This window comes from Bradyrhizobium sp. LTSP857 (assembly GCF_000938285.1).
Taxonomy (GTDB): Bacteria; Pseudomonadota; Alphaproteobacteria; order Rhizobiales; family Xanthobacteraceae; genus Bradyrhizobium.
On record NZ_JYMS01000007.1, the window covers coordinates 667,915 to 685,485 of the forward strand.

The window sequence follows — 17,571 nt, forward strand, 5'->3', positions numbered from 1 at the left end:
AGTCCGTGGAGCCGACCCGCCCAGGCCGCAAAATCTATCCAGTCAAATGCGTGTCCTGCCAGGGCAAGGGCAAGATTTCAGAGAGCGCGTAAATCTTAGAGATCGCGTGACGGGATCTCAGTGCTTTGATCTCTCGATCTCGAAGGTGAACTTCACCTGCATGACAGGGCCGGCGGCGTCCCGGACCTCAATCGCCATGTCGCGTTTGCCGGCGACCGCTGAGGAACCATGGACTATATCCCGCGCCATATCGGCTAAAGATTTGGCGGCTTCCGCTTGCGCAGCTTGCAAACTCGGAAGCTCCAGGCCCTCCTCGTCTACTGCAAGAATGTGATCGTCCAGCAGATCGAAATAATATCGCGACATCGCTTCGCACTCCCGTCAATGCCAAGCGACGGTCAAGGCACACGTTCCAAAAATAGGAAGGACTAGCAGCGGCCTGCCTGCATGCAACCTTCAAACAGTGCGCGCCGGACAACAGGAACAGAGCTCCTTACGCCACGTTGGTCCTGCACTTCAGACCCCGGAGCATACTTGTCTATTTTGCAGCTGAACCCGGCCATTCCAGTCGTCACGCCGAAGGGCGACGGCTATGCCCACATCCTTATCGACTACGGGGCGGAGTTTAATCTGCTTTGGGTCGTTTTTCTCGACGATTCCGGGGAATGCTGGACCTACGACAACTCGCAGATCCGCGCCCAGAAGAACGTCACGATGGGACGAACGTTCGTGTCGATGCACAAGGCGCCTTTGGCGCAGATCGATGAACCGGCCGGCGACAAGAAAACAATCCGCTGAGCGCCACCCTACTCCGCCGCCTGCCGCACGTGGCGCGCGGTCGGCGTGCGCATGGTGACGAGCTCTTCCGCCGCGGTCGGATGCAGCGCGATGGTGGCGTCGAAGTCGGCCTTGGTCGCCTTCATCTTCACTGCGATCGCGACGGCTTGCGTGATCTCGGCGGCGGCCTCACCGACGATGTGGCAGCCGAGCACACGATCGGAGGCGCCATCGACGACGAGCTTCATCAGCACGCGGGTGTCGCGGCCGGACATCGTCGCCTTGATCGGGCGGAACGTCGTCTTGTAGATGTCGACATAATCGTATTGCGCGCGCGCCTCGGTCTCGGTGAGACCGACGGTGCCGACCTCCGGCTGCGAGAACACGGCGGTCGGGATGGTGGCATGATCCACCTTCACCTCGCGCTTGCCGAACACGGTGTCGGCGAAGGCATGGCCCTCGCGGATCGCGACCGGCGTCAGGTTGTGGCGATGGGTGACGTCGCCGATCGCGTAGATGCTGTCGACCGAGCTCTTCGAGAAACCGTCGACCGCGATGCCGCCATTTTTCGGATTGATGGCGACGCCGGCCTTCTCCAGGCCGAGATTGGCCACCGCAGGATGGCGGCCGATCGCGAACATCACCTGGTCGGAGGCGACGCTCGATCCGTTCGACAGATGAGTGGTGAACTCGTCGCCGTGGCGATCGACCTTCGTCACGGTGCAGCCCGTAAGGATGGTGATGCCCTGCTTCTCCATCTCGGCCCGCACATGGGCGCGGACGTCCTCGTCGAAACCGCGAAGAATGTTGTCGCCGCGATAGATCACGGTGACGCCGGAGCCGTAGCCGGCAAAGATGCCGGCGAATTCCAGCGCGATGTAGCCGCCGCCCTGGATCACGATGCGCTTGGGCTGCGTCTTCAGGTGAAATGCCTCGTTGGAGGAGATCACGTGCTCGACGCCGGGAATGGAGGCGCCGTGGTTGGGCGCGCCACCGGTGGCGATCAGGATGTATTTTGCCGTGATCTTCCTGTCGTTCTCGAGCAGGCGGACGGTGTGCTTGTCCTCGATCACCGCGCGGCTCTTGATGATTTGCGCACCGGACTTCTCGACGTTCGTCGTATAGGCCGCCTCCAGCCGCGCGATCTCCTTGTCCTTGTTGGCGATCAGCGTCGGCCAGTCGAAGGTCGCGGTCGGAATGGTCCAGCCGAAGCCGGCGGCATCTTCGATCTCGTGACGGACATGCGAGCCGATCACAAACAGCTTCTTGGGCACGCAGCCGCGGATCACGCAGGTGCCACCCATGCGGTACTCTTCCGCGATCATGACGCGGGCGCCGTGGCCAGCCGCGATGCGGGCGGCACGCACGCCGCCCGAACCGCCACCGATGACAAAGAGGTCGACGTCGAATTCAGCCATTGTCCACTCCGACCTCTTTCAGGATTTTCAGATCAGATAGGTACTGTCAGATTTCCTTGCCACGCTTGCGCATCTCGGCGCGGAAGTTGCCCATCACGGTCTCGGAGAAGTTCTGGGCCCAGGAGTTCATGAAGGCCATGCTGAGACCAATGGCACGGGGTTCAGCGCTGATCAGCTTCTGTCCGAGCGGCGACTTGTAGAAGGTCACGAGGTCCTTCAGCTCCTGCTCGGTGAACTCGCTGGCATAGATCTGCGCCATGCCATCGCCGATCTCGTTCTGACGGCCAGCGAGCTGCTGGGCGACGATCGGCGCGACCTCGTTGAGGTCCTTCTGATAGTTCAGGTTCTGCTGGGTCAGCGCGATCTTGGTCTTCTCGACCAGGCCGGGCACGGCGCCGGCGTACATCGCAGCGGCGTTCTTGATCGTCAGGATCTCCTTGGCCGCTGCAATCGCCGCAGGCGAAGCCTTCGGCGGGGTCGACTGCGCCATGGCCGGAACGGCCGAGAGGGCCAGTCCCACAGCGAGGGTCGCGGCCGGCAAGAATTTCAACAGGCTCTTCATTCCTAGTCTCCTTTCGGCTTTCGCCGTTCAACCACGCGGATTCCCTCGCCACCCGCCAAAACAGCCGAGCTGGCCAAGCCGATAAACAGTCCATGTTCGACCACGCCGGGGATTGCGCTCAACGCCGTGGCGAGATGAGCGGGATCCTCAATTCGTCCGAGCTGGGCATCGACGATCCAGTGGCCGCCATCGGTGACGAAAACGTGGCCATCCTTGCCCTTGCGGACCGCCATTTGCCCAGAAACGCCGCATTCCGCAAATGCCTTCTCGATCGCGCGGCGTGTCGCCCCTAATCCGAACGGGATCACCTCGACCGGCAGCGGAAAGCGGCCGAGCGCAGGCACCCATTTGGTGTCGTCGGCGATCACGATCATGCGATCCGAGGCGGCCGCCACGATCTTCTCGCGCAGCAGCGCGCCGCCCCCGCCCTTGATCAGATTGAGCGCGGGATCGATCTCGTCCGCGCCGTCGATGGTGATGTCGAGATGATCGATCTCATCGAGCGTGGTCAGCGGCACACCGCAGCGCATCGCGTCGGCGCGCGTCGTCTCCGAGGTCGGCACGCCGATCACCTTGAGCCCGGCGCGCACGCGCTCGCCGAGCAGCTCGACGAAGTGTTTTGCGGTCGACCCGGTGCCAAGCCCGAGCTGCATGCCGTCACGCACCTCCTCGAGGGCGCGCGCCGCGGCCTGCCGCTTCAACTGGTCCATGTCCAAATTGCGCCTGCCTCTGGGTTAAGGGTATGCCGCCATATCGGCCACTTGCGGCGGCCTATGTAGCCTCGTTTTTCCTCGGAGAACAGGGTCTGGGGAACAGGCCTATAAGCTGATCTTATGGCTGCTCCCCTTGCGCCGGGCCGGCCGGACCGATAGCGCTCTCGGCATGACCTCCCCAGACAAGACCTGTCCCTACACCCTCGTCTTCGATCTCGACGGCACGCTTGTGGATACGGCGCCCGACCTGATCACCGCGCTGAATTACGTGCTCGATCGCGAAGGGCTGCCGCCGGTGCCGATGGCCTCGGCCCGCAACATGATCGGTGCCGGCGCCCGCAAGCTGATCGAACGGGGGCTGGAGGCCGAGGGGCGCACCGTCAGCGTGGCAGACATGGATCGCCTGACGTCGGATTTCATCGTCTATTACGCCGACCATATCGCCGTCGAATCGCGGCCCTTCGAGGGGCTCGAGGACGCGCTCGACCTTTTTGCGGCACAGGGCCATCGGCTGGCAGTCTGCACCAACAAGCTGGAATGGCTGTCGAAGCGGCTGCTGGACCAACTCGGCCTCAGCGGCCGGTTCGCGGCGATCTGCGGCGCCGACACGTTTGGGGTCCAGAAGCCCGACCCGACCATTTTCCGGGAGACCGTGGCGCGGGCCGGCGGGGACGTGAAGGCCAGCATCATGGTCGGGGACGCCGGAACCGACGTCGGGGTCGCCCGGCGCGCCGGGGTGCCCGTGATTGGGGTCAGTTTTGGCTATACCGACGTGCCGATCGCCGAGCTGAAGCCGGACCGGCTGATCCATCACATGCGCGACCTGCCGGCCGCGGCCCACAGCCTGATGACGGCTTAGCCTCCTACAAGGCACTGAAATTACTCTATAATTCGTAGGAACCCTGCGTTAACCATCTATTAACTATGCGCAGCCCGCCGGTTGCCTGCGGAAAACGACCCTCCTAAGGTCGCCGCGGGGAATGTGGCGGTTCGTCGCAGTAGAAGTGGATGGTCATGCGTCGTGTCATCGCGATTGCGTTAGCGGGAGCGAGCCTTGGTGGCTGCTCCTCAGTGTCTTGGGACATGTTCAAATCGGCTCCGCCGACCGTCCAGGTCCGGCTCGAATCCAATCCCCCGGGCGCCGACGCAAATACCTCGCTCGGGCCGGGCTGCAAGACCCCCTGCTCAGTGTCGGTTCCCGCCCCCAACGCCCCCTTCACGGTCAACTACGCTCTGAACAAGTACCAGCCGGTCAGCGTGCCCGTGAACGTGATCAAGAATCCCGGCGATTTCACAACGCCCGCTTCGGTGACCACCGATCCGAACCCGGTCTTTGCCGAGCTCCAGGCGGCAGTTCCGCCCAAGCCGGTAAGGAAGCCGCACCGGCCGAAGCCAAAGAAGCCGAAACCGGCTGCAGCCGCTCCCGCCGCAGCGCCGGCCGATGCTGCACCCGCCGCGGGCACGCCGTTCCCCGATCCGAATGCGGGCAAGCGCTGACTTCCGCACAGCGCACGATTGTCCTTGCCGCTTCTGATGCTTAGATTGCTTCCAGAGCACCACTGAAGCAAAGGTGCGCCCGTCGCCGTAAGTGACAAGGCCTCTCGAATGAACGGATCCACCGCGAGCCCTCTCGCCACAGCGAGCCCCCTCGCCGCGCTGTCGGGCGCCATGACCGATCCGTTCGGGCGGACCATCTCGTATCTGCGCGTCTCCGTCACCGACCGCTGCGACCTGCGCTGCTTCTATTGCATGTCGGAAGACATGACGTTCCTGCCCAAGGCCGACCTCTTGACGCTCGAGGAGCTTGACCGGCTCTGCTCAGCCTTCATCGCCAAGGGCGTGAAGAAGCTGCGGCTCACCGGCGGCGAGCCGCTGGTCCGCCGCAACGTGATGTCGCTGGTGCGCTCGCTGTCGCGCCATCTGACCAGCGGCGCCCTGGGCGAGCTGACGCTGACCACCAACGGCACGCAACTCGCAAAGCATGCGCAGGAGCTTGCCGATTGCGGCGTCCGCCGCATCAACGTCTCGCTCGACACGCTCGACCCCAAGAAGTTTCGCGAAATCACCCGCTGGGGCGAGATCGACAAGGTGCTGGAAGGCATCGAGGCGGCGCGTGCCGCGGGCCTCGCCGTGAAGATCAACGCAGTGGCGCTGAAGAATCTCAACGAGGATGAGCTCCCCGATCTGATGCGCTGGGCCCATGGCAAGGGCATGGGGCTGACCCTGATCGAGGTGATGCCCATGGGCGAGATCGGCTCGGGCCGCATCGACCAATATCTGCCGCTGTCGCTGCTGCGCGCGCGGCTTGCCCAGCAGTTCACGCTGACGGATCTGGCCGAAAGCACCGGCGGGCCGGCGCGCTATGTCAGCGTCGCCGAGACCGGTGGCAAGCTCGGCTTCATCACGCCGATGACCCATAATTTCTGTGAATCCTGCAACAGGGTGCGCATCACCTGCACGGGCACGCTGCACACCTGCCTCGGCCACGAGGATGCCTCCGACCTGCGCAAGCCTCTGCGTGCATCTGATGACAATACGCTGCTGGCGGCTGCGATCGACCGCGCCATCGGGCTCAAGCCCAAGGGCCACGACTTCATCATCGACCGCCGCCACGACCGTCCCAGCGTCTCCCGCCACATGAGCGTCACCGGCGGCTGAGCAGGATCCGGAAAAGCGTGCAGCGGTTTTCCGAAAAGATCATGCTCAAACAACAAGACGATCAGACCGGCTTGTGCATGAAGAACTGCGCGATGGCCGTCGCGCCCAGGAACGTACCGGCGTTCGCCATCAGCGAGACGACGACGATCCGCCAGCCGAGCGATCGGAATGCCGGCATGTCCTTGGCGATGGATAGACCCGCAAACGCCAGGAGCGGCGTCGCGAGCGCGAGAAAGTTGATCTTCCCGGTCATGGCCGCGATCTCGGCCGCAAAGGGCGTCGCCGGGTTGGTCAAAGCCATCGCGACAAGGGACACCCAAACCACGGCAGGTACCCAGCCCTTCGTAAGCAGGTAGACCAGGTGGCCGATCATGACGGCTGCCACAATGATCGCGGCGCCGGCGAGAACCGAGGCGTCCGGCACAGTCTTGTAGGCGATGTAATTGCCGATCAGGGCAATGAGTGCGCTCACAATCCAGATCGACAAGCGCTCGATCGCCGAGACATCCGCCGTCTGTTGATGCGCGAGCGTTGCGCCGGCAGCGGCCGGCGACATCAGTTCCTCCGAAGTCGTCTCCCGGCCGCGACCAAGGATCGGCTCGAGCACGCCGTACGCCCGGACCGTGAAGGGCAGCGACAGGAACAGCGTGAAATACGTGCCGATGGTCGTCGTGATCAGATTGCTTGCCGCTGCGAAGGCAGCGATATCCTTGGCGACATCAGGGGTCTGTTGAGCCGCAATCGCGCCGGAGGCGGCAGCCATCATGCTGCCTGAGCCGACGCCGGCGCCCATGGCGAGGGCAAGCGGATCGAAGATGCCGAGACCGGTGATGACGCCCGCGAAGATTGCGATGAAAACAGCGCCGAAGATCGTGCCGGTCATGTACTCGGCGAGGACACCACGCCCCTCAGCGCTGTTCATCCCGTACTTTTCGCCGATGATGGCGAGGCTCGGTTCGCGCCCAACCGAAAAGGTTGCGCCGATCGCTTCGCGCTTGATGCCGAGCAGCAGGGCAACCGGCAGGCCGAATACCATCGTGCCGAAAAAATGCCCGAACTCCTGGAACACCAGCGCCCAGCCGGCGGTCAGGATTTTCGGCAGCGACCCGCCGACCAGCAGTCCGAGCTTGGCGACAAACAGAAGCAAGGCCGGCTGGAGCGCGGCAGCCGCGATCGCCTGGGTGCGCAGGTCAAAGCGCATCGCTGCCGGAAGACGCGGACTCGCAAGCCCCCAGGCCGCGCCAAGCAACAGCGCCCAGAGCAAGGGCAACAGCACGACCTTGTAGGTCCCGCCGAGCGGAACTGCGACCGCGCCGATCAATTCAGCGAGCAGGACGGTGACGAAGACGCCGACGAAGACCTTGGGCAGGCCTGCCCGACCTGCATCGATTGCTGTTGGCGATGCCGACGTGACGTTGCTCATGCGAAGCCCCCGTTCCACGGATGAGATTATAGCCCTGTAGGCGTCACTCCCGGACGCCCGGTGCATAACCGAAGCCCACAGCCGGTTCGGCTGCCGTCTCGACCCAGACGCTCTTGACCTGTGTGTATTCAGAGAGTGTCTCGACCCCGCTCGAACGGCCGTAGCCGCTCATGCCGAAGCCACCGAAGGGCGATGCGACGCTGATCGTCTTGTAGGAATTGATCCAGAACGTCCCTGCCCTGACTTGCGCAGCGACCCGATGCGCGCGCCCGACGTCGCGGGTCCAGACCGCACCCGCAAGACCGAAATCGCTGTCATTGGCGATCGCGACCGCTTCTTCCTCGGAATCGAACGGGATCGCGGCGACGACGGGTCCGAATATCTCGTCGCGGGCAACCGCCATGCTGTTGCTGACGTCGCGCAGGACGGTCGGCGCGATGAAGAATCCGCCTTGCTCGGTGCTGCCGTCGGTGCCGGTCGCAAGCGTCGCGCCCTCCGCGAGGCCCTGCTTCACCATTGCGAGCACGCGATCGTACTGCCGCGCGTTGTTGATCGGCCCAATTTCGGTATCCGCCGCACTGGGTGCACCGACCTTCAGCCTCGCTGCGCCATCCGCGACCATCCTGACGAAACGATCGTAGACGGAGCGCTCGACCAGCAACCGCGAGCCAGCGACGCAGCTCTGTCCGGCGCCTGCGAAGATCGCCGACTGCGCACCGATCGCTGCGCGCGCAAGATCGGCGTCGGCGAACACGATGTTGGCAGACTTTCCACCGAGTTCGAGAACGCAGGGCAACAGCCGCTTGGCCGCGGCCTCCGCGATCAGCCTGCCTGTCGGCACCGACCCGACGAAAACCACTTTCTTCACTGCGCGCTGGCCAAGCGCTGCCTGCCCCGTCGTGTGGCCGTAGCCTGCGAGCACGTTGACAAGACCGACCGGCAATCCGGCTTGCTCGGCGAGATGTGCCAGTACCATGGAGGTGAGCGGCGTCAGCTCCGAAGGTTTTAGCAGCACGCCGTTGCCCATGGCGATGGCGGGCGCGACCTGCCAACCGCAGGTGAAGATCGGCGCATTCCAGGGCGTGATCTGGAGCACGACACCGACAGGCTCGCGCCGCGTATAGTTGAGATGGCTCGACGGCACCGGGATCACATCGCCGTGGAACTTGTCGGTCCAGCCGGCATAGTACTCGAACATCTCGGCAACCTTGGCGACCTCGACGCGCGTGTCGCGGATCGGCTTGCCGGCCGACAACGACTCAAGGCGCGCCAGTTCTTCCGCCTTGCCTTGAATTGCGCGCGCGATCGCCTGCATGACGCGGCCGCGGGCCGCGCCAGTCAGCCGTGTCCAGCTGGCTTGCGCCGCGACAGCTGCCGCTGCCGCCTCGGCGACCACGGCCTCACCGGCATCATGGTAGGCGTAGAGCGGCGCGCCGGTTGCAGGATCATCGATCGTGATGAGTTCGCCCGTGCCGGGAGCGATGCGGCTCGCGACGTGAGAACCGATCGCCGTGCAGTCGGGCCAGAACGGTGCGAGCGAATCGCGCAGCCGCGTGTCGATGAAGGGGGCCATGGTGTCGCTCACATCCTGCCGAGCTGGAGCTCGACGATCCTGTTGAAGTCTTCGGCGTCGCCGATCGAGGCGGCGCTCTCGGACCAGATCCGCGCGGTCTCCCGGGCGATCGGCAGGTCGAGTGCCAGCCGGGCGATGAGCTGAGCGGCAAGGCGGACATCCTTGCGCATCAGCGCCATCGTGAATCCGGAATCAAAGGCGCCGTTCAGGACCCATGTCGGTAGATTGACCTGCGTGACGCCGGACCGGCCGGAGCCGGCATTGAGACCTTCGAGCAGCCGGGCCGGATCGACCTCGGCGTCGCGCGCGATGCGCATCGCCTCTGCGGCGGTCAGCAGATGTGCGGCGCAGAGCAGATTGTTGATGATCTTGCAGACATGCCCGGCGCCGACCGATCCGACATGGACCCGCTTGGCGCTCATGTCGGCCAGGATCGGTTCGACCGCGGCCACATCGTCATCCGCGCCGCCGATCACCATGGTCATGGTGGCCGTGATGGCGCCCTTCGGACCGCCGCTGACGGGCGCATCGATCATCGCCATACCCTGCGCGGCAAGAGCCGCCGCGAGCCGGCGGGTCGTCTCGGGATTGGATGTCGAGGTGTCGACCACGCGCAAGCCCGGCCGCGCATGGGCAATGATGCCGTCCTTGCCGGTCACGACGGCGTCGACGATCTCGGCGGTCGGCAGCGACAGGACGAGCAGATCCGCGCGGGCGCAGAGCGGCGCAACGCCTTCGAAAACCGCTATGCCTTCCGATGCGAGCGCGCTGCGGGCCTTTTCCGAGGCGTCGGTCCCAAGCACTTCATGGCCGGCCCGCGTCAGCGAGAGCGCCATGCCGCGCCCCATATTCCCCAGCCCAACGACGCCGACGACCGCCATGTCTCTGTCCCTCACCTGCGAATGCCGGGAAGACCATAGGGATCCAGGGCCGGCCTGGGCATCAGCGGCGCGGTTGCCTAATGTTGCCTCATGAGCAACACTTGGGCATGATCAATGCAATCGATGAGAACCGGCTTCGCTATCTGTTCGAGGCCGCGCGCTACGGCGCCGTGCGCGCGGCCGCCGACGCGCTCGGCGTGAACCCGTCTGTGGTGAGCCGCCAGATCGCCCTGCTCGAGCAAGCGCTCGACGCAGCCCTGCTCGACCGGCACAGCCGTGGGGTGCGACCCACCGAAGCCGGCGAGCTCCTGATCGAGCACTATCGCCGCCATGCGGTGGACCGGGACGACACCCTGGCAAGGTTGCGGGAACTCCAGGGATTGCATCGCGGTCACATTGACCTCGTGCTGGGCGAAGGCTTTGTCGCCGATCTCATGGGCGGCGCGCTCGGCGAGTTCTGGCGCCGGCATCCGCAGCTGACCATTTCGCTGGAACTCGCGGGCACGAGCGAGGTCATACGCGCAATAGCGGACGATCGCTGCCACATCGGGCTCGTCTATCATCCACCCCAGGATCCACGGATCCGCTCCTGCGCCGCAATCCGCCAGCCGATTTGCCTGATCGCACGCCCTGACCATCCGCTTGTGAAGCTCCGCCGCCCGGTCAAGCTACGCGAGATCGCCAAACACGCGCTCGGGACCATGCATGCGGGCTATGGCACACGCCAATTGCTCGCGATGGCTGAAACATCCGAGAAGGTCGGCCTCTCGCCCAAGCTGACCACAACCTCGATAAGTATCTTGCGACATTTCGTTCGTTCCGATCTTGGCGTGACCTTGCTTCCGGCCTTTTCGGTCGCGGCCGATCTCGAGGACGGATCGCTCGTTGCCATTCCGGTCGACAACGTTCTGCTCTCCTCTGCAGAAGCCCACATCATCACCCGATTGGGCCGTGAACTGCCGAACGCAGCCAGCCAACTGCTCAGGTTCTTGATCGGCCGGATGAAGGCCTTCCAGGCCGGCCGCCGCTAACCTAAGCTTTTGAGCGGCCGTCAATTTGTCCATTTTCCGATTGACGGCGCGCGAACCCGCTGGTTTGGTGCCCCCGCCTTTGCTTGCCCGGCAGCAATAAGCCGGCCCGCCCCTTCGGCGGTCGCGGTCAAGACGGCAAGGCGCGAGGGGAGGACTGACGCCGCAATCGCTCCGGACAACGAGCCGTGTGGCCGCATGCATATTGCACGCGGGCCGAGTGATGCGCGCTGATGCCTCCCGTGAAGTCTAGACCGCGACGGAGAGAAAGTAAGATGCGTCCATTGCTGGCGGTGAGCAACGCCATCGACCTCCTCAACGAGAAGATCGGGTACGTCTGCAACCTGCTCGTGCTGCTTGCATGTCTGGTGAGCGCGGCCAATGCCATGATCCGCTATGCCTTCAGCAACTCCTCCAACGGCTGGCTGGAGCTGCAATGGTACATGTTCGCGATCCTGGTGATGTTCGGCGCGTCCTACACTTTCAAGCGCAACGAGCACGTCCGCGTCGAGATCATGTATTTGATGCTGTCCGAGCGTGGCCAGCTCTGGCTCGACATGATCGGCACGCTGTTCTTCCTGATTCCCTCCTGCCTCCTGCTCGCCTATCTGTCCTGGCCGTTCTTCATGCAGGCCTATAGCGTCGGTGAGATGTCAGGCAATGCCGGCGGCTTGATCCGCTGGCCCATCAAGTTCGTGATCCCCGCCGGCTTCGTGTTGCTGGCATTGCAGGGAGTTTCCGAAGTCATCAAGCGTATCGCGGCTCTCCAGGGCTATGTGACGATCGACGCCAAGTACGAGAGGCCGACTCAATGATCACGCTGGAGATGATGCCGCCGTTGATGTTCGGCGGCCTGGTCCTGGTGATGCTGCTCGGCTTCCCCGTCGCGTTTACGCTGGCGGCAGTCGGCCTCTCCTTCGGCTTCCTCGCCATCCATCTCGGTTTCTTCGACCTCAACTTCCTCCAGGCGATCCCCGGCCGCGTGTTCGGCAGCGTGCTCTCCAACGAGCTACTGCTTGCGATCCCGTTCTTCACCTTCATGGGCGCGATATTGGAGAGATGCGGGCTCGCCGAGGACATGCTGGATTCGATGGGCCAGCTGTTCGGCCCGATCCGCGGCGGCCTCGGCTATTCCGTGATCATCGTCGGCTTCATCCTCGGCGCCATCACCGGCACGGTGGCGGCACAGGTCATCGCCATGGCGCTGATCTCGATGCCGGTGATGATCCGCTACGGCTACAACATGCGCTACATCACCGGCGTGTTAGCTGCCTCCGGCACCATCACGCAGCTGGTGCCGCCCTCGCTGGTGCTGATCGTGCTCGCCGACCAGCTCGGCAAATCGGTCGGCGACATGTATCTCGGCGCCTGGGGCCCGTCGGTGTTCCAGATCATGCTGTTCGCCGGCTACACCTTCATCCTCGGCCTGATCAAGCCGGACCACGTGCCGCCTGTGCCGCTGGAGGCGCGCACGCTGACCGGCTGGCCACTGTGGAAGAAGTGCCTGATGGGCATCATCCCGTCCGCCGTGCTGATCTTCGTCGTGCTCGGCACCATGATGATGGGTCTTGCGACCCCGACCGAAGCCGGCGCGATGGGCGCGGTCGGCGCCATCGTGCTCGCCGCGATCCATCACAAGGATTTCACCTCGACCGACCGCAAGGTGCTGATCATCGGCGTGATCGCGGCCGGTATCGGCACCATCGTCGCGATGCTGTTCACCCAGAACCTGGTCTTCAAGCTCGCGTTCGCGGTAACCTATCTCGCCGTGGCCTGGATCTGCATCCAGGCCGCGCGCATCCCCGACCTGCGCGACCTCATCAAGCAGGGTTACGAATCCACCATGCGCCTCACCTGCATGGTCACCTTCATCCTGATCGGCTCGACCTGCTTCTCGGTGGTGTTCCTCGGCGTCTCCGGCGGCGTCTGGCTCGAGCATCTCCTGACCTCGCTGCCCGGCGGCGTCTGGGGCTTCCTGATCTTCATTAACCTCTTCATCTTCTTTCTGGCGTTCTTCCTCGACTTCTTCGAGATCGCCTTCATCATCCTGCCGATGATCGCGCCGATCGCGCAGAAAATTCTGGGACCCGTCGTCGGTGACGGACCGGCGCTGATCTGGTTCGGCGTCATGCTCTGCGTCAACATGCAGACCTCGTTCCTGCATCCGCCGTTCGGCTTCGCGCTGTTCTATCTGCGCGGCGTCGCACCGAAGGAAGTGAAGAGCTCCGACATCTATTGGGGCGCGATGCCCTGGATCGGCCTTCAGCTGATCATGGTGCTGATCGTGATCGCCTTCCCGATCACGGTGACGGGCCTGCTCGACAAGCCGGTCAATGTCGACCTCGACAAGGTCAGGATCGAGGTTCCGCAGATCGACCTGCCGCCGCTGGATCTTGGACCACCGACGAAGTAGCGGCCATGCCCCTCGCCGTCATGTTCCGCCTCGGCGGCGCATGACGGGCGCGCCGGCCGCGTGACAAGCGCGGAAAACACGGGCATATCGGGCTATCCTCCAATCTATGGACCGCCGCTTATGTCCCGATCGCATCTTGCTCCATCGCTCGCTCGTCCGTTGATCGCGGCGCTCTGGCTGGCATGTGCCACAGCTGTCGCGCATGCCGAGCCAATGGCCGATGTCCATGCGCTGGCGCAAAAGGAGCAGCAGCCGCTGCTCGATACGCTGCGCGATCTCGTCAGCATCGAATCCGGCAGCAAGGACATCGAAGGCCTGAACCAGATCGCCGAGCGCGTCGCCGGCCAGCTCAAGCAGCTCGGCGGCACGGTGGAGACCCTGCAAACCACCGACATCTATCGCCTCGACGACACGCCCGAGAAGATCGGCCCGGCCGTGCACGCCGTGTTCAAGGGCACCGGCAGCAAGAAGATCATGCTGATCGCCCACATGGACACGGTGTACCTGAAGGGCATGCTGAAGGACCAGCCGTTCCGCATCGACGGCGACAAGGCCTACGGCCTCGGCATTGCCGACGACAAGCAGGGCGTTGCGCTGATTCTCCACACCGTGGCGTTGCTTCAGAAGATGAACTTCCACGATTACGGCACGCTCACAGTACTCACCAATGGCGACGAGGAAATCTCCTCGCCCGGCTGGCGCAGTACCATCACCAAGTTCGCCGGGGATCAGGACGTGGTGTTCTCGTTCGAGGGCGGCGGCACCGACGGCACGCTGCGCCTCGCCACCAGCGGCATCGGCTCGGCCTATCTCACGGTGCAGGGCAAGTCCTCGCACGCAGGCGCACGGCCGGAGGGCGGCATCAACGCGCTGTACGAACTCTCGCACCAGGTGCTTCAGATGAAGGACCTGTCCAAACCCGAGCAGGGCCTGAAGCTGAACTGGACGGTCTCCAAGGCCGGCACCAACCGCAACGTGATCCCCGCCGAGGCCACGGCCCAGGCCGATGCGCGTGCGCTCAAGGTGGCAGATTTCGACGAGCTGGAGAAGGCGCTCCAGGACAAGATCAAAAATCGTTTGCTGCCCGATTCCAAGGTCGAGTTGAAATTCGAGGTGCGTCGCCCGCCGTTGGAGGCCAACGACGCCTCGCGCGGCGTGGCGGCCTACGGCAAGACGATCTATCAGGAGATCGGACTGCCCCTCAGGGTCGACGAGAAGGCCACCGGCGGCGGCACCGACGCCGCGTTTGCCGCGCTCAAGACCAAAGGAGCCGTGGTGGAAGGCATGGGCCTGTCGGGCTTCGGCGCACACTCCAACGATGCAGAGTACGTGAAGCTCGACACCATCGTGCCGCGGCTTTACCTGACCACGCGCATGATCATGGATTTGTCCACCGGCAAGCTGAAATAGCGGCCCCTCGCCGCTTCAAACAGCGGCTTCCGCCAGCCTGAACCGCAACGTAAACTCCGCGCCGCCGCCGGGGAGATTTTCGACCGCCACCGTCGCAGCATGATCGTCCGCAACGCCGCGCACGATCGAAAGCCCGAGGCCCGCGCCGTCACTGCGCTGGCGGTCGCGGCGCCAGAAGCGCTGGAAGATCAGCTCGCGCTCGGCTTCGGCAATGCCGGGACCGCAATCGCGCACCCGCACCACACCGTCGTCACCGACTTCGACATCAACCGAACTATCCTTCGCGGTGAACTTGATGGCGTTTTCGGCGAGGTTGAAGATCGCGCGCTGGAGCATCTCGGAATTGCCGTGGATCAGCACGGGCGCGCCGCTGCCCTTGAGTGCGATGTCCTTGTGCTGGGCGATCGCGAATGGCGCGATTGCACCGACCACCTCGGCGCAGACGGCGCGTAAGTCAGCGGTCTCGCCGGGATCGAGCACGAGGGTGTCGAGCTCGGCGATCTCCAGCAACTGCGCGACGATGCGGCTCATGCCCTCGATGTCGGCATGCAACGCCTGCTTTGCTGTGCCGTCGCCAAGCGTCTCGATCCGTGTGCGCAGGATCGCGAGCGGCGTGCGTAATTGATGGGCCGCATCGGCGGTAAACTGCCGCTGCACGCGAAAACCATCCTCGAGGCGATCGAGCGCCTGGTTGACGGCGGTGACGAGCGGCATGATCTCGCGCGGGATCTGCTCCGTCGGCAGGCGGATATCGGTGCGCGACGGGCCGATATTGCTCGCCTCTTCCGACGCCTTCCACAACGGCGCGACGGCGCGGCGGAAGATGAAGATGTCGGTGGCGAGCAGGATCAAGAGGATCGGGATGGTGATCCACCCCACCCGCAGGAAGAAGTTCGAGATGATGTCATCGATGATGACGTCACGATGCGCCAGATCCTCGGCGACCTGGATGCGCACGGGCTGGCCCTCGATAATCCGGGTGACACCGGCGCCGGAGATGGTCTCGGACAGACGCGGCGCAGCCACGGCCGCGCCGGTCTTCCGGTGCGAGGAAAACAGCAACCGGCCCTCGCCATCGCGAATGTCGTACTGGTAACGGCCGTAAGCGTCCGAATAGAGCCCGCGCAGGCTGTCGGGCAGATTGAACGCCAGCGTGCCGTCCGCCTGCGGGACGATGCGCTCCGCGAGCACTTCGGCCTGAGCCCGCATGGCGTCGCGATGCAGCTGGTCGACTTCCGAGTTCAGCAGCCAGAACAGCACCAGCGGCAGGAAGATCGCGGCCACCGCGACCGCGACGATGTGCATGAACACGATGCGCGAGATCAGCGATTTGAACGACGGCGACCTGCCAAAGGAGCCGGCGGCGGACACGTTATTTCTCCTCGGACATCAGATAGCCGACGCCGCGGATGGTGTGGATCACGACCTTGGCGCCGTGCTCCGCAAGCTGCTTGCGCAGCCGCGAGACGTAGACCTCGACCGCATTGGAGGCGACCTCGCCCTCGAGCCCGAAGATGTGGTCCTCGACGTTCTTCTTCGGCACGACCCGCCCCTGCCGGCGCAGCAATATCTCCAGCACCGAGGTCTCGCGCGACGAGATGATCCGCGGCTGGTCGTCGACGAAGATCTGGCGGCTCTCGGTGTCGTAGACGAGATTGGCGAGGCGCAGCGAGCGGCCGAGCAACTGGCCCGGACGGCGCAGGATCGCCTCCAGCCGCGCCACCAGTTCCTCCATCGCGAACGGCTTTGCGAGATAGTCGTCGGCTCCGCTACGCAAGCCCGTCACGCGGTCCTGCAAGCCGCCGCGCGCGGTCAGCACCATCACCGGCAGCGGTTCCATCTGGCGGCGCAGCTCGCGCAGCACCGACAGACCGTCGCCATCGGGCAGGCCAAGGTCGAGGATCATCGCGGCATAGCTGACATTGCGCACCGCCTCGCGTGCCTCGTCGGCGCTGCCGACGATATCGCTCTCATAGCCGGCCGCCGCCAGCCCGCTGGCTACGAGTCGCGACAGCTCGGCATTGTCCTCGACGATCAAAAGACGCATCGCATTCCCGCCGGATACCCCGGTGCAACCACACGGCTCGCGCCGTATCTTTGCTCTCTTCCACCATTCGGCAGGGTTCGGCCAGCAAAAAGGCGAGTGCCGCCCGGCTTTTTGCCCCTCGTCAGCTTCGTGTCAGCTTTGCGCGTTGACTAAACTGCCCCCCGGGCCGGGGCCACCGATTCAGACCCGCGTTTTCAATGAAATCTGTCGCGCGGCCGCTCCGCCGGCCCCTGCGGACCTTTGGGGGCAGTCGTCGCCCTTATCTCGTCGCCCGTGACGCGACAATCGCCGTTCCGGTCGAACCGCATGATGAATGCGCTCGGCTTGTCGACGAACTCCCTGCGCGTGATCTTGCCATCCTGGTTCTCGTCGAAATATCCGAAATCGGCATCGGCCAACGCCGCATCGGCTTTTTGCACCGTCACAAACTCAGTCGTGTCGAGCTTCCCGTCTCGATTGCGATCCGCCAAGGTGAATATCCGGTCGGCAAAGCCCTTCCATTCGTCGCAGGTGAAAATGCCGTCGCGATTGGCGTCCCATGTCGGCGGCCCGCTTCTGAGCAGGCCATCCTGCGCCGGCGGTGGGGTGGTTTCGGCGAGCGCGGGCCCGGCTGTCGCAAACCAGCCGACAGTCAAGCAGATCATGAGGACAGGTTTTCCGCGCGACAA

General features: G+C 64.2%; 17 protein-coding genes and 1 pseudogene. 8 read left to right on the forward strand and 10 right to left on the reverse strand.

The genetic code is table 11. From position 1 onward, the window contains the following. Positions 1–117: 117 nt before the first annotated feature. A complete protein-coding gene (locus tag UP06_RS04760; protein ID WP_045000899.1) occupies positions 118–366 on the reverse strand; it encodes a DUF6894 family protein in 249 nt (82 codons plus the stop codon). Positions 367–543: 177 nt separating this feature from the next. On the opposite strand from UP06_RS04760, the gene UP06_RS04765 reads away from it, so the two are divergent. Continuing rightward, positions 544–798: a hypothetical protein gene (locus UP06_RS04765; protein ID WP_245305398.1), complete on the forward strand. Its 255-nt coding sequence runs from the start codon at positions 544–546 to the stop codon at positions 796–798. A gap of 8 nt (positions 799–806) precedes the next feature. Here the strand turns inward: UP06_RS04765 and gor are convergent, their stop codons facing one another. The 3 genes from gor to rpiA are packed head-to-tail and all read right to left on the reverse strand — an operon-like array spanning position 807 to position 3,473. Continuing rightward, entirely contained in the window at positions 807–2,195 is a 1,389-nt protein-coding gene (gor, locus tag UP06_RS04770) for a glutathione-disulfide reductase (protein ID WP_045000903.1), read from the reverse strand. A gap of 46 nt (positions 2,196–2,241) precedes the next feature. Beyond that, the gene (locus UP06_RS04775) at positions 2,242–2,757 is read right to left on the reverse strand and encodes a DUF2059 domain-containing protein (protein WP_045000905.1); all 516 of its coding nucleotides are present in this window, start codon (positions 2,755–2,757) and stop codon (positions 2,242–2,244) included. Positions 2,758–2,759: 2 nt separating this feature from the next. Beyond that, entirely contained in the window at positions 2,760–3,473 is a 714-nt protein-coding gene (gene rpiA / locus UP06_RS04780) for a ribose-5-phosphate isomerase RpiA (RefSeq protein ID WP_156162761.1), read from the reverse strand. A gap of 166 nt (positions 3,474–3,639) precedes the next feature. Between rpiA and UP06_RS04785 the strand changes: the two genes are divergently transcribed. The 3 genes from UP06_RS04785 to moaA all read left to right on the forward strand — a co-directional run bounded on the left by UP06_RS04785 (position 3,640) and on the right by moaA (position 6,128). Beyond that, the gene (locus UP06_RS04785; RefSeq protein ID WP_045001175.1) at positions 3,640–4,329 is read left to right on the forward strand and encodes an HAD-IA family hydrolase; all 690 of its coding nucleotides are present in this window, start codon (positions 3,640–3,642) and stop codon (positions 4,327–4,329) included. 155 nt (positions 4,330–4,484) lie between these two features. Next, positions 4,485–4,967: a hypothetical protein gene (locus UP06_RS04790; protein ID WP_045001177.1), complete on the forward strand. Its 483-nt coding sequence runs from the start codon at positions 4,485–4,487 to the stop codon at positions 4,965–4,967. A gap of 108 nt (positions 4,968–5,075) precedes the next feature. Further along, on the forward strand, positions 5,076–6,128 hold the full coding sequence (gene moaA, locus UP06_RS04795; protein ID WP_045000907.1) for a GTP 3',8-cyclase MoaA: 1,053 nt from the start codon (positions 5,076–5,078) through the stop codon (positions 6,126–6,128). A gap of 61 nt (positions 6,129–6,189) precedes the next feature. Here moaA and UP06_RS04800 read toward each other — a convergent pair whose 3' ends face one another. From UP06_RS04800 to UP06_RS04810, 3 genes and pseudogenes are all read right to left on the reverse strand, one after another. After that, on the reverse strand, positions 6,190–7,617 hold the full coding sequence (locus UP06_RS04800) for a DUF3100 domain-containing protein (protein WP_245305399.1): 1,428 nt from the start codon (positions 7,615–7,617) through the stop codon (positions 6,190–6,192). Next, complete coding sequence (locus UP06_RS04805) at positions 7,595–9,124, reverse strand: aldehyde dehydrogenase family protein (RefSeq protein ID WP_045001179.1); 1,530 nt, start codon at positions 9,122–9,124, stop codon at positions 7,595–7,597. Before UP06_RS04805 ends, UP06_RS04800 begins: the two co-directional genes overlap by 23 nt. 8 nt (positions 9,125–9,132) lie before the next feature. After that, a pseudogene (locus UP06_RS04810) lies at positions 9,133–10,038 on the reverse strand (NAD(P)-dependent oxidoreductase); the annotation flags it as partial. A 74-nt stretch (positions 10,039–10,112) separates the two neighbouring features. On the opposite strand from UP06_RS04810, the gene UP06_RS04815 reads away from it, so the two are divergent. From UP06_RS04815 to UP06_RS04830, 4 genes are all read left to right on the forward strand, one after another. Beyond that, positions 10,113–11,036 carry a LysR family transcriptional regulator gene (locus UP06_RS04815; RefSeq protein ID WP_045000910.1) on the forward strand — a complete coding sequence of 308 codons (924 nt, stop codon included), beginning with the start codon at positions 10,113–10,115 and terminating at the stop codon, positions 11,034–11,036. 272 nt (positions 11,037–11,308) lie between these two features. Then, on the forward strand, positions 11,309–11,848 hold the full coding sequence (locus UP06_RS04820) for a TRAP transporter small permease subunit (protein ID WP_045000911.1): 540 nt from the start codon (positions 11,309–11,311) through the stop codon (positions 11,846–11,848). Further along, entirely contained in the window at positions 11,845–13,446 is a 1,602-nt protein-coding gene (locus UP06_RS04825) for a TRAP transporter large permease (protein ID WP_045000912.1), read from the forward strand. Before UP06_RS04820 ends, UP06_RS04825 begins: the two co-directional genes overlap by 4 nt. A gap of 120 nt (positions 13,447–13,566) precedes the next feature. Beyond that, positions 13,567–14,856 carry a M20/M25/M40 family metallo-hydrolase gene (locus tag UP06_RS04830; RefSeq protein ID WP_045000913.1) on the forward strand — a complete coding sequence of 430 codons (1,290 nt, stop codon included), beginning with the start codon at positions 13,567–13,569 and terminating at the stop codon, positions 14,854–14,856. Between the two features lie 15 nt (positions 14,857–14,871). On the opposite strand, the gene UP06_RS04835 is transcribed toward UP06_RS04830, so the two are convergent. The 3 genes from UP06_RS04835 to UP06_RS04845 all read right to left on the reverse strand — a co-directional run bounded on the left by UP06_RS04835 (position 14,872) and on the right by UP06_RS04845 (position 17,547). Further along, positions 14,872–16,227, reverse strand: a complete 1,356-nt coding sequence (locus UP06_RS04835) for a sensor histidine kinase (protein ID WP_045000914.1) — start codon at positions 16,225–16,227, stop codon at positions 14,872–14,874. Between the two features lies 1 nt (position 16,228). After that, the gene (locus UP06_RS04840) at positions 16,229–16,903 is read right to left on the reverse strand and encodes a response regulator transcription factor (RefSeq protein ID WP_045000915.1); all 675 of its coding nucleotides are present in this window, start codon (positions 16,901–16,903) and stop codon (positions 16,229–16,231) included. A gap of 194 nt (positions 16,904–17,097) precedes the next feature. After that, entirely contained in the window at positions 17,098–17,547 is a 450-nt protein-coding gene (locus UP06_RS04845; RefSeq protein WP_050031543.1) for an EF-hand domain-containing protein, read from the reverse strand. Positions 17,548–17,571: the final 24 nt, after the last annotated feature.